The sequence below is a fragment of the Fulvivirga sp. M361 genome, assembly GCF_007097395.1.
In the GTDB taxonomy this organism is placed as follows: Bacteria; Bacteroidota; Bacteroidia; order Cytophagales; family Cyclobacteriaceae; genus Fulvivirga.
In genome coordinates this window covers 1-249 of record NZ_VKDC01000139.1, presented here as the reverse complement: position 1 = coordinate 249, position 249 = coordinate 1, and the positions used below count along the sequence as shown (strand labels likewise).

General features: G+C 44.6%; 1 protein-coding gene. It reads right to left on the bottom strand.

The window, feature by feature from the left end:
* Positions 1-249 (bottom strand): hypothetical protein (locus FNH22_RS32535; RefSeq protein WP_221420403.1); only part of this gene is annotated, 249 nt, incomplete at both ends.

Here is a 249-nt window from a genome sequence, read left to right as displayed (position 1 = left end):
GAGTCAGGATCGTAGAGTCACAGTCCAGCGTGATATTATCAAACTGTATATTGTTAAACACCCAGCCAAATAAATGATCAGACAACTGGCTTGAGCTTTCCAAGTCAAACTTCTTGAAAAAACGTTTGAACGTATCGTGCCCAGGGGCCCTTTTCCATCCAAAAATCTTACAAAGCGCATGATCGTGGCGGGTTATTTCGGTGTGCAGGAAACGATTCGCACCACACCAGACACTGACCATAAAAGCCT